The 12,141-nt window shown below is 30.5% G+C and carries 14 protein-coding genes; 10 read left to right on the top strand and 4 right to left on the bottom strand.

The window, feature by feature from the left end:
- Nucleotide 1: 1 nt before the first annotated feature.
- The 6 genes from LPB87_RS07340 (at nt 2) to recA (ending at nt 5,147) form a co-directional block, all read left to right on the top strand.
- The gene (locus tag LPB87_RS07340; protein ID WP_129540291.1) at nt 2-385 is read left to right on the top strand and encodes a DoxX family membrane protein; all 384 of its coding nucleotides are present in this window, start codon (nt 2-4) and stop codon (nt 383-385) included.
- Between the two features lie 175 nt (nt 386-560).
- The gene (locus LPB87_RS07335) at nt 561-1,190 is read left to right on the top strand and encodes a WG repeat-containing protein (protein WP_230605478.1); all 630 of its coding nucleotides are present in this window, start codon (nt 561-563) and stop codon (nt 1,188-1,190) included.
- 11 nt (nt 1,191-1,201) lie between these two features.
- On the top strand, nt 1,202-2,161 hold the full coding sequence (locus tag LPB87_RS07330; RefSeq protein ID WP_129540293.1) for a WG repeat-containing protein: 960 nt from the start codon (nt 1,202-1,204) through the stop codon (nt 2,159-2,161).
- Nucleotides 2,162-2,346: 185 nt separating this feature from the next.
- Nucleotides 2,347-3,258 (top strand): hypothetical protein, encoded by a 912-nt coding sequence (locus tag LPB87_RS07325; protein WP_230605477.1) that lies wholly within the window; start codon nt 2,347-2,349, stop codon nt 3,256-3,258.
- 204 nt (nt 3,259-3,462) lie between these two features.
- Nucleotides 3,463-3,972 carry an acyl-CoA thioesterase gene (locus LPB87_RS07320; protein ID WP_129540295.1) on the top strand — a complete coding sequence of 170 codons (510 nt, stop codon included), beginning with the start codon at nt 3,463-3,465 and terminating at the stop codon, nt 3,970-3,972.
- A gap of 167 nt (nt 3,973-4,139) precedes the next feature.
- Nucleotides 4,140-5,147, top strand: coding sequence for a recombinase RecA (gene recA, locus LPB87_RS07315; RefSeq protein WP_129541129.1), 1,008 nt, complete (start codon nt 4,140-4,142; stop codon nt 5,145-5,147).
- 256 nt (nt 5,148-5,403) lie between these two features.
- Here the strand turns inward: recA and LPB87_RS07310 are convergent, their stop codons facing one another.
- Complete coding sequence (locus LPB87_RS07310; protein ID WP_129540296.1) at nt 5,404-6,201, bottom strand: lysophospholipid acyltransferase family protein; 798 nt, start codon at nt 6,199-6,201, stop codon at nt 5,404-5,406.
- A 310-nt stretch (nt 6,202-6,511) separates the two neighbouring features.
- Between LPB87_RS07310 and trpS the strand changes: the two genes are divergently transcribed.
- Nucleotides 6,512-7,486 carry a tryptophan--tRNA ligase gene (gene trpS, locus LPB87_RS07305; protein WP_129540297.1) on the top strand — a complete coding sequence of 325 codons (975 nt, stop codon included), beginning with the start codon at nt 6,512-6,514 and terminating at the stop codon, nt 7,484-7,486.
- Between the two features lie 14 nt (nt 7,487-7,500).
- Nucleotides 7,501-7,911: a hypothetical protein gene (locus tag LPB87_RS07300; protein ID WP_230605476.1), complete on the top strand. Its 411-nt coding sequence runs from the start codon at nt 7,501-7,503 to the stop codon at nt 7,909-7,911.
- A gap of 95 nt (nt 7,912-8,006) precedes the next feature.
- Here the strand turns inward: LPB87_RS07300 and dprA are convergent, their stop codons facing one another.
- Nucleotides 8,007-9,107 carry a DNA-processing protein DprA gene (gene dprA, locus LPB87_RS07295; protein WP_129540299.1) on the bottom strand — a complete coding sequence of 367 codons (1,101 nt, stop codon included), beginning with the start codon at nt 9,105-9,107 and terminating at the stop codon, nt 8,007-8,009.
- A gap of 237 nt (nt 9,108-9,344) precedes the next feature.
- Between dprA and LPB87_RS07290 the strand changes: the two genes are divergently transcribed.
- Both LPB87_RS07290 and LPB87_RS07285 read left to right on the top strand, forming a co-directional pair.
- Entirely contained in the window at nt 9,345-10,307 is a 963-nt protein-coding gene (locus LPB87_RS07290) for an SPOR domain-containing protein (protein WP_230605475.1), read from the top strand.
- A gap of 189 nt (nt 10,308-10,496) precedes the next feature.
- Nucleotides 10,497-10,940, top strand: a complete 444-nt coding sequence (locus LPB87_RS07285; RefSeq protein WP_129540301.1) for a hypothetical protein — start codon at nt 10,497-10,499, stop codon at nt 10,938-10,940.
- A 173-nt stretch (nt 10,941-11,113) separates the two neighbouring features.
- Here LPB87_RS07285 and LPB87_RS07280 read toward each other — a convergent pair whose 3' ends face one another.
- Together LPB87_RS07280 and LPB87_RS07275 are read right to left on the bottom strand one after the other, a co-directional pair.
- Complete coding sequence (locus tag LPB87_RS07280; RefSeq protein ID WP_129540302.1) at nt 11,114-11,800, bottom strand: hypothetical protein; 687 nt, start codon at nt 11,798-11,800, stop codon at nt 11,114-11,116.
- 96 nt (nt 11,801-11,896) lie between these two features.
- A partial coding sequence (locus LPB87_RS07275) for a hypothetical protein (RefSeq protein WP_230605474.1) occupies nt 11,897-12,141 on the bottom strand: 245 nt, incomplete at its 5' end.

The following is a 12,141-nucleotide window of genomic DNA, read 5'->3' as shown; positions in this document are numbered from 1 at the left end:
GATGAACAATATTGCCTCAATTTTAATTTTAGTGTTCTTAGCTGTAACATTTCTTCAATCTGGTTACGACAAAATTTTTTATTGGAAAGATAATGTAAGCTGGCTAAAAGAACATTTTGCAAAAACACAGCTTAAAAACCAAGTACCACTTGCCTTATTTAATGTCCTTGTTTTAGAATTGATATCTGGTATACTTTGTATTGTAGGATCAATTCAGTTATTTTTAAATAGTGGCAGAGAATATGGTTTATATGGAGCAATTTTCTCTTGTATTACCCTGATAATGTTACTTTTTGGACAAAGATTAGCCAAAGATTACGATGGAGCAAGAACAATTGCTATTTATTTTATCCCGGCAGTTGTAGCAGTTTATTGGTTGAATTAAATCTCAATTCATAAGATTTCTCAAAACAAACTAATCGTACATTCAATTTACTTCAGTCCAAATATTATTTAATTAATATCTGGCAAAACACCTGTGTAACATATAGAAATAATCAAAATTGATAAACAATTACGTAAACAAAACTAATTATTTAAAAATAAATAAAAACATTATCTTGCCTTTATTAGTATTCCTATATCAAGGAAAAGTAATTGGACAAGAAGACTTTATGGATCCTATTTCGTATAAATGGGGATTAATTGATGACAATAAAAATATTATCATAACTCCAAAATATGACATTATATACCTTTTTGATGAAGGATTTGCTCCAATATCCCTAAATGGGAAATGGGGATTCATCGATAAAAAAGGTCAAGAAATTACTCCCATAAAATATGACAGTGTCCTCTTTTTTAAAGAAGGTTTTGCATCTGTTCAACTTAATAATAAATGGGGATTCATAGATAGCTTTGGAAAAGAAATTACACCAATAAAATATGATGACACAGGTTTTTTCAACAAAGGTCAGGCACATATAATTATTAACAACAAACAAGGGCTGATTAACAAAACTGGTCAAGAAATTACTCCTATAAAATATGACAATGTCGGTTGGCTAACAGAAGGACTTACTTTGGTGACTCTCGATAGCAAATGGGGGTTTGTAGATAGTAATGGTGAAGAAATAATCCCATTAAAATATGATAGTGTAACACTTTTCTATAATGGCATCTCGGAAGTAGAACTTAACGGAAAGAAATTTTATATTAATACAAAAGGAGAACAAACACCCTACAATTAAAACCAAATTTTATGAATCATTTAAAATTAAACAAGCACCTACTTTTGGTTGTATTAGCATTTGTAATTCAATCAAAAACAATCGCACAAGAAGCATATTTAGATCCCGAAACTGAAAAATGGGGGTTAATCGATGGAGAAGATAACTATATCCTTGAACCAAAATATGACAAAATGTTTGCACCCGAAGAAGGGTTCTTTATTGTAGTTAAAAACAATAAATATGGATTTATAGATTTAACTGGAAAAGAAATTGTATCCCCTAAATATGATGAAATATTTTCACCTAAAGACGGTTTTTTTGTTGTCAGAAATGGGGAAAAACATGGTGTTGCAGATCATAATGGAAAAGAAATAGTTTTACCCAAATATGATGAAGTTTATGTTTTTCAAGATGGCTTAGCAATTGTAATTTTAAACGGAAAATGGGGTTTAATTAACACGAGCGGAAAAGAAATTACTCCATTAAAATACGATAAAATATATGGCGTTAAAGAAAATTTTTCAATGGTTGTACTTAACAACAAAACAGGATTTGTAGATAGAAGCGGAAAAGAGATTATTGAACCAAAATATGATGATGCGTTCGGTTTTGACAAGGGAGTGGCAATAGTCGGAAATAAAGATAAATGGGGCCTAATAAATGCGAAGGGAAAAGAAATTACCTCATTAAAATACGACAAAATATTTGGCCTGGAAGATAACATTTCACAAGTAACTCTAAACGGAAAATCAGGATATCTAGATACAACAGGAAAGGAAGTTATTCCATTAAAATATGATACTATTTATGCCTTCGAAGGGGATTATGCACCCGCAAGCATCCAAGGTAAATGGGGATTAATTAACCGAAAAGGAGATACAATCATACCGTTTAAATATGATTCTATGACTTGTTTTTGTGGAGAGCGAGTAGAAGTTGAACTTAACGGAGAAACATTTTCTTTGAACATCAGAGGAGAACGTATTTAGTCTTTAAAAGATCCGTTTAACTTGTGCGAATTAATTTCATATGCTTTTACATTTTCAAGCTTGATATAAACATCTAAATTGCAATAAAATCAATATAAGTGTAGCGTTCTAAATCTTTATAGTTGTACTTTATCGCAATTTGTACAAAATTATTAAAGCTTATTAATGAGTCTCATATTACAATTATGAAAAAAATAATTTTATTATTGTCACTGTTTTGTCTGTTAGTTGGTTGCAAAACTAAAAAAATCACAAAACTTACCAGATTAGAAGCAAAAAGTTCAAATTTAGATTTTAATCGTTCAGTTAAAAAAGTGATATTAACTCATTACAGCATAAATGATTCTACTGAAATCATTAGCGATAAAAAACCACTTTTTGTTCAAATTCAGACATTTGATGTATTGGGAAATTTAACCGGAAATAAAGTTACACATCAGGACAAATCGAATAATATTGATGCCGAATATATTTTTGATGCGAGTAATAAAGTTACATCTTCAAAATTTTCATATAATACTTTACAAATTAATTCTATATATAAACACCAATATAAAGGAAAAAAACTACTAAATTCTGAAGAATATAATCAGGATACAAATAGCTTAGAGGCGGTTACTAAATATAAATATAATGCTAAAAAGTTAAAATCAATAGAGCACTTAATCAAAAAGGACAGCTCATTACAAATTATAGAAACCACATTATTAAGTAGTTCAGGGATAATAAAAGAAGTGATAAAGTATGATAATTCAAAAATTTCTAAACGGGATCTATACGATTCTATTGGTAGAATAATGATTTCCTATTCAGGTCCGACAAATAAAGTGTTATACACTTATGATAAACATGGAAATATTGCTACTGAAAAAGATAATGCTTATTCATTCAAATATGAATATGATTCCTATGGAAATGAAACCGTACGCTATCTTTTTGATAGTGACTTAGTTTTCTGTCCAACTGGAGATTGTATAATCGGAATCAGATATCACGTTTATGAATATGATAAAAAAAAGAATTGGATAAAGAAAATAGAATTCGATAGGCAATGTATTCCAAAAACAATAGAAATTCGCACTTTAGAATATTATTAAAAATACAATATCTAAACAAAATAATGCATTCATTGTTTATACAATTGTAACCTAAAGTGTTAAAACAGTAAACACAACCTAGTCTTTGATCAATGCAAGAGAAAAAGTTCCTTTATAATTTTAAATTTTAATTACATTTGAGGCAAATAATAAATTTCAATATTCAATAACTAAAACATTGAAATACAACAATATAAAATTTACATGAAACCTAAACATCCTTCAGAATCTTTAACTATATTAACCGATTTAGTTTTACCAAGCGAAACTAATCCTTTAAACAATCTATTTGGTGGCGAATTATTAGCCAGAATGGATCGTGCCGCAAGTATTGCTGCCAGAAGACATTCACGCCGAATTGTAGTTACTGCATCTGTAAATCACGTTGCTTTTAATAGAGCAATATCTTTAGGAAGCGTAGTAACTGTTGAGGCAAAAGTATCAAGATCATTCAAAAGCTCAATGGAAGTTTTTATAGATGTATGGGTAGAAGATCGCGAATCAGGAAATAGAACAAAAGCCAACGAAGCAATTTATACTTTTGTTGCAGTTGATGATACTGGAAGACCGGTAGAAGTACCGCCAATTGATCCAGAAACAGAGCTTGAAAAACAACGTTTTGAAGCTGCATTGCGTCGTAAACAATTAAGTTTATTATTGGCTGGAAAAATAAAACCTGAAGAAGCAACAGAACTTAGAGCGTTATTTTTATAAAAAAACAATCTGAAAAAGAGAAAATAAATCGAGTTGCAACTTCAAAAAAAAGAAGTATTTTTACGTCGATTACACGCCAATACAAATTAAATCAAGAAGTTAATACTTGATTGATTTAATATAAAAGAGTTATAAAAATTTAGATGAAAGAAAAAGACAAAAAAGAGATGAGTTCAGAGAAAGAAGCCAAATTAAAAGCGCTACAACTTACGCTTGATAAACTTGATAAGACTTACGGAAAAGGAACCGTAATGAAAATGGGCGATAAAGCCATTGTAGAAGTAGAAACAATTTCATCAGGTTCATTAGGAGTAGATTTAGCCCTAGGAGTAAACGGTTACCCAAAAGGAAGAATTATCGAAATATACGGGCCAGAATCTTCTGGAAAAACAACCCTAACATTACATGCTATTGCTGAAGCTCAAAAAGCGGGTGGAATTGCTGCATTTATAGATGCTGAGCATGCATTTGATAGAAATTATGCTGAGAAATTAGGAATCGATATCGAGAATTTAATTATTTCTCAACCAGATAACGGGGAACAAGCACTAGAAATTGCTGAAAACTTAATTCGTTCAGGAGCAATTGATATTGTTGTAATTGACTCTGTTGCCGCATTAACTCCAAAAAGTGAAATCGAAGGAGAAATGGGAGATTCAAAAATGGGACTTCATGCTCGTTTAATGTCACAAGCACTTCGTAAACTTACTGGAACAATTAGTAAAACAAACTGTACGGTATTCTTCATTAACCAATTAAGAGAAAAAATTGGGGTAATGTTCGGAAATCCAGAAACAACAACAGGTGGTAACGCCTTAAAATTTTACGCTTCGGTACGTTTAGATATTCGTCGTTCTTCTCAAATCAAAGATGGTGACAATGTAATTGGTAACAGAACAAAAGTAAAAATCGTTAAAAATAAAGTTGCTCCACCATTTAAAACTGCTGAATTCGACATTATGTACGGAGAGGGAGTTTCTAAAACCGGAGAAATTTTAGATTTAGCTGTTGAATTTGAAATCGTTAAGAAAGCAGGCTCATGGTTTAGCTACGGTGATACTAAATTAGGACAAGGTCGTGATGCAGTAAAATCGCTAATTAAAGATAATCCAGAACTAGCAGATGAACTAGAAGTTAAGATTAAAGCACATATCAAAGAATTGGCAAGTGCCTAAAAACAAAAACCCGAAAATTTAATTTTCGGGTTTTTTTATGCTTTTCACGCAACCTTTTTCAATAAACGATATCCTTATAAAGAATTACCGTTTTTAAGCCTTAAACAGCTTGTATATATTACTTTTTTAAATTTAAAAGATGAAGAAGAAACTGGGAACATTATTTCAAAAACACTGGATAACAAAAAGAAAATTAAAAATTGCCATGAATTTTATTTCACAAAAAATCATTCATCGATAGGATAAAATTTACATTTTAAGAATTAATACTAGATTGTTCCTTTTGCAAAACGATATCTTCTTGTAAGGTTTTGCCTTTTCCAAATATCAATAATTGCTTATAAATTAGATCTCTTACCTGATCACGAAGATATTTTCTATCTTCAGGCTGAAGCTTCGTTGTTTCTATAAACGAATGAATTTTCACTCTCATTTTTCCAGGACTACCACTAAAAAAAGTATAAGAAAATCGTTTTTTATTGTCAGCATATGTAATCGGAACAATCGGAATATGATGCTCAATTGCCAAACGGAAAGCACCATCTTTAAATTCGTCTAAAATAATCGATTCATCGTCAGGAACACCGCCTTCTGGGAAAATACAAATACTTAATCCCTGATTCAAACGCTTTTGTGCTCTGTTAAAAACATCCATTTTGCTTTTTGAAGATTTACGATCCACTAAAATACAGGTTCTTTTATAGAAAAAACCAAACAAAGGAATCTTAGAAAGTTCTTTCTTTCCAACAAAAACGAATGGATTTTTAATAATCGCTAGCGTAAGCATAATATCCGTCATCGAAGTATGATTAGCAACAATCATATAACTTTTTTTAGGATCAAGCGCTTGCTCCTTCTCTACTTTATAGTAAAACCCCATTCCAAAAAGGATGAATTTTGCCCAAATTCTTGCCATTCTAAAAAAATATGGGTACCCACTTTCAGTAAGAATTGATAACACTAAAAACGGAAACATTACCAATATTGGTATGGCCATTAAAACATAAAACCAAATACGCCAAATAACCCAAAAAACAATTTTTACTCCTTTCATAAACCCAAAAGTAAGAAAACAGATGTAAATTTAAATTTTTAGACCAATAGATTTTTAGATTAAAAAACTTATCAAGTAATGAATCTTAAGATATCAGTCAACTTTGCGAAAATTTTGTACACATTGTTGTTAAAAATTATTTACAAAAGACACTAGACAAACTGCAAAAAATACTTGAGATAAATTACACAAATCAACACAAGGTTTAAAAAATCTATTTAATCTTTATAATCTGTGACTAAAAACTTTGTAAACTTTGTGGACTTTGCGTAAAACTTTGCGAACTTTGCGGTTAAGAAAAAAATTTAGCATGGCAAAAATACTTACTGGCGTACAAAGTACTGGAACGCCGCATTTAGGCAACTTATTGGGAGCAATTATTCCTGCAATCGAATTATCTAACAAACCCGAAAACAAATCATTTTTGTTTATCGCAGATTTACACTCGATTACACAGATAAAAGACGGTAAAACTCTAAGCGAGAATACCTATAGCGTTGCTTCTGCCTGGCTTGCTTTTGGTTTGGATATTGACCGTGTTACTTTTTACAGACAATCAGATGTTCCTCAAACAACAGAATTAACCTGGTATTTGAGTTGCTTTTTTCCATTTCAAAGATTGACTCTAGCACATTCATTCAAAGATAAAGCGGATCGTCTTGATGATGTAAACGCAGGTTTATTCTCATACCCAATGTTAATGGCCGCAGATATTTTACTTTATGATGCTGAATTTGTTCCTGTTGGAAAAGATCAAATGCAACATTTAGAAATTACTCGCGATGTAGCTTCACGTTTTAACCACCAAATGGGTGAAACTTTTGTAATTCCAGAAGTTAAAATTCAAGAAGACAGCATGTTGATTCCTGGAACAAACGGAGGAAAAATGAGTAAATCAGCAAATAATTTCATCAATATATTTTTAGATGATAAAGCGTTACGCAAACAAGTCATGAGTATCGAGACTGATAGTACACCACTTGAAGAACCAAAAAATCCTGATACTTGTAATGCATTTGCAATTTATTCTCTTATGGCTAATGAAGATCAAATTGCTACAATGAGAGCGAATTATTTAGGTGGAAATTATGGATATGGTCATGCAAAACAAGCTTTGTTTGAATTAATTACAGAAAAATTCAAAACAGAAAGAGAAAAATACCATTACTATATAAACAACCTAGACGAAGTAGATGCTTTACTTAAAAAAGGAGCTGCAAAAGCAGCCATTGTTGCTAATGAAGTTCTAGAAAGAGTAAGAGCAAAACTAGGGTTTAGTAAATAATAATCTACCTAAGCATGACTATTGAAGATGCTATCGAGGAGTTAGAATACCAAAGCGGACAACACGAGAACATAGAAAGTGAAAGATGGGAAAATGGTTTTTTAGGTCAGTTACGCCCTTATAAAGGCGTCTTACACGAAAAAAATTACCATTCAATAATACAAGCCCTAAAAATACTCGCACCTGAATTGGAAAAAGATTTTATTGATAAAAGAATCATAGGTGCAATATGGGGAATTTGCCATTTCGGCAGAATGTGGGCTATTTATCCTGATGGAATGTTACAACGTAATGAATTGCTTAATGAACAACAAACATTACAAATTGATGATTGGTTGATTGATATATCTTATGCCGCTTTTTGTCTGCTTGAGGGGACTGGTCCTAAAGAAGCTTTTTGGAATTATGACAACAAAGAACAATAAAAGTCTCTCAAAACAACCAAGCTTTAATTAGAAAAACTACCTCACAATACATTAATAATCACCCCTTTCAGTTTAACATTGAAAGGGGTGTGTTTTTAAATAGCCTCAAATAGCTTTCCAGGCAATGGACGAATTACTCCTTTAAGTTCCATATTCAGCAACAATCCTGATATTTTGTAAATCGGAAAATCACATCTTAAAGCAATAATATCCATCAACTCTTTACCCGCTTTTAACAAATAATCATATATTTTCTGTTCATCAGGATCTAACTCAACAAATAATTGTTTCTGTACTGATTTGGACTCATTTTTAACGTCCCAGTTTAAAATATAAATCAAATCGGCTGCATTGGTCAGCACATTCGCTTTTTGAGCCTTAATCAAGTTATTACAGCCTTGACTGTATTTGTCAGTGGTACGCCCGGGAACTGCAAATACATCCCGATTATAATCATTTGCCAAGTTGGCAGTAATAAGTGAACCTCCTCTATCCGCAGATTCAATTACTATTGTAGCTTCACTTATTCCAGCAACAATACGGTTTCGTCGCACAAAATTTTCTTTATCAGGATTCGAGGAGCTCCAAAATTCAGTCATGAAACCACCATTTTGCTCCACTTGAGCGACATATTTTTTATGGCTTTTAGGATATATTTGGTTTAAACCATGTGCTACAACGCCAATAGTCTGAAGATTATTCTCTATTGCCAATTGATGTGCAACAATATCGACTCCATAAGCAAAACCACTTACAATAACGGGATTTAAGGGCGACAAATCTTCTATCAGTTTTTTACAAAATTCTATTCCGTATGAAGTAATTTGTCGCGTTCCAACGATACTTATGACTTTTTTATTCTCCAAATCAATGTTTCCAGAACTAAACAGCAAAACCGGTGCATCAATACAATGTTTTAATCTCTCGGGATAGTTTTTTTCGTCAAAAAACGTTACATTAATACTATTTGACTTGATAAAGTCGAGTTCTTTTTGTGCTTTTTCAAAAATTGATTTTTCTCTTATATTCTTTAATAAAACAGATCCAACACCTTCAATTAAAGATAGTTGCAAAGGTTTAGTTTTAAAAATTTCCTCGGCAGTTCCACATTGTAATAATAACCTTTTTGCAATTATATCACCCACTCCTTCAACACTTTGTAATGCCAATAAATAAAATAAATCTTGCTCAGTCATTTGCTACAATAATTAGGTTATTCAGATAAAATAAAAATCATATTTATCAATTACAAAGATGGTAATTTAAGGTAAATTCTTGCCAAAAAAAGATATTTAAAAAATAAACTAAAAAAAGTCAAAAAAATTTAAAATTGCAAATAACTAAATTTCAAATACTTGTATAAAAAAGTGAATTGTTAATAAAAATTGTGAATAAAATTTTGATAACTATTTTCCTTGCCTAACTTTGTTACTATGAAAATCGAAACTTACATCGCGCAGTTATTGTATCGTTATCAGTGTGTAACGGTTCCTGGGTTTGGAGCTTTTTTAACCGAAATTCAATCGGCCCAACTTAATGAAGGTTCAAATTCATTTTTTCCACCAAAAAAATTAATTTCTTTCAACCCGCATATCAAAAACAACGATGGTTTGTTAGCAAATCATATTGCTCTTACCGAAAAAACATCGTATAAATTTGCTGTCAGTGCAGTACATTTTGAAGTTTTAACTTGGAAAAAAGAATTAGAGGACAAAGGTTTCCTTTCTATTAAAAATGTTGGTCAAATTCGAATGAATGCTGACAAAAACCTTGTGTTTACTCCAAATGATCAAAAGAATTATTTAGCTACTTCATTTGGCTTAAGCCCATTTGTTTCTCCAATGGTTAAAAGACAATCGTTTGAAAAACAACTTGAAGCTTTAGAATTAGAAACAGTTGAAGAAAAAGAACCTGTAGCCTTACATTCTGCTTATAAAGGATCTAATTCTTATTTAAAATATGCTGCTATTTTTGTACTTGCATTAGGAGTAACAGGAAGTATTGGTTACCCAATGTACCAAAACCAAATTGCTAATCAAACTGTTCTTGTAGAAACAGCTGTTCAAAAACAAGTTCAGAATAAAATTCAAGAAGCCACATTCTTTATAAAAAATCCACTGCCAGCAGTAACAGTGACTCTTTCAATAAAGGAAGAAAAATTAACAATGCCTTATCACATTATGGCAGGTGCTTTTAGAAGTGAAAAAAATGCTCAAAAAGCTTACAACAGATTAAAAAAAGCTGGATTTGATGCTAAAATAATTCCTGCAAACAGACATGGACTTTTCCCAGTCTTATATGGTAGTTATGCCACAATGCGTGAGGCAGAAAAAGCTCAAAGAGAGATTCAAAATACTATAAATCCAGAAGCTTGGATTTTAATAGAAACACTATAAAATTCTATAGAAAACTTACGCAGTTTGTATTAGAGATTATATTCCCCTACTTAAAGAAACACCATTTTATATTTATTATAAAATGGTGTTTCTTATTATAAAAAATTCTATATTTAAAACAAACTAAAGCATTTTACAAACTTTGGAATAATGTTTGTAGGATAATTACAAATATTAAAAATAAGACTTATGAGAATAGTACGAAATTTCGGGTTTGCAATTTGCCTTTTTATTGCATCACAATCTTTTTATGGACAGGAAACTAATTCAAATAGTTCAAATCAAGAAATTCTATTAAATAAAGAAAAAGAACACGCAAAGAGAACATTAGAGAATCAAAAAGAATTACAAAAAAGACAAGACCTTTTAAAGCAGGACCAAGATAAAGCTCAAAAGCGTCAAAGAAAAATTGAATCCGCTCAAAATAAGATAGAAAGAACCAAAAAAGACATCAAAAAAACAGAGGATAAAAATCAAAAAATCCAAGACGAATTAAAACTTAACAAATTTCCTGAAAACAAAATTCAACAAAAGAAAATAAAATCAAAACAATATGAACTTGATGTTTTGAAACTCCAATCAAAACTAACACAACAACAACAAGATCTAACAAAACTTTTAGATTCTAAATAAAAATCAAAAGCTGTCTCAAAAAATTATGAGACAGCTTTTTTTACTTTCTATACCCGATAACGAGATGCTGTTCGTTAAAAAAGCATCCAAGCCATATCAATACACCCTTTTCTCTTTTTTTACTCTTAAAAAGCTTCTTTAGTAGTTTAAATCATTTTAAAAACCTCAACTTATTAATCTCCAATTTCAGGAAGACATTCTACTTTTTCTTTTTTTAAATCTACTTCGATAATTTTTTCATTTATTAAATCAAATTTTATAGCTTTTAAAATTTTGTCATATTTGCCAACAGAATTTACTTTATCAATTACGATGGCAAAACAAGAATGTCCTTCCATTGTTTCACAGGTATAACTAAATACTTTATTATCCCCTAAGATATAATTATAATCTCCAAGCACTGAGTATTTTTCAAGTTTTTTGATATCTTTACATTTCCAATTATCCTCTTTTGTCTTTCTAAAGAGCCCAACATACAAAACACTATTATTTTTTTGAAGTGAAAAAGCATAATTAGATATTCGAATAATACTTCTGTCATCAGCATATTCACTAAATGCGTAATCTTTCAATGTTTGATATCTTTCTTCACGATCTAAAGTCGAATCTATTATAAACTCATTAAAATCATTGTCAATTACAAATTTACCTGAACTATAATTAATCCTTACATCAGAAAAATCAAAATCATCCTCATTATATACCTCATTTATTAAAAAATTTTTGATTCCCTTTTTCTTTTCAGAATCATGGATATCTTGATTTAGAGACTTGTTATTACTCAAGTCACTATTAAATGGCTCTTGCTTTTTATTACATGAAAGGAAAGCAAACACAAAAAACAATATAAGAATTCTCATTTTTTTATTGCTAAAATATTAAATTTTTATTACTACTTCTGGTCTTCTTTATTTGGATTTATATTAACTGTGTTTTTTAATTCTTTTTCTCTGTTTCTAATTCCTTAATGCATTATTATAAAATTCTATTCCTAAATCCCTAGGGGTTTTATCTTTTGATATTGGATTAAAAAGATACTCTTCAACTAGTTTAAAATCTACATAATGCAGGGCTTTGTCATCTTCGATATTGTAGTATTTTCCTAAAACTTCTGTCTGGCACGAAGTATACCCACAGAGAATAACAAATAAGAGAAATAGTAAAATGATTTTAGGTTTCATTTGTTTTAATTTTCCTGCAA

This window comes from Flavobacterium sp. EDS (assembly GCF_020991525.1).
Lineage (GTDB): Bacteria > Bacteroidota > Bacteroidia > Flavobacteriales > Flavobacteriaceae > Flavobacterium.
The sequence above is the reverse complement of the archived record's forward strand: the minus strand, read 5'-3'. Positions and strand labels throughout refer to the sequence as shown.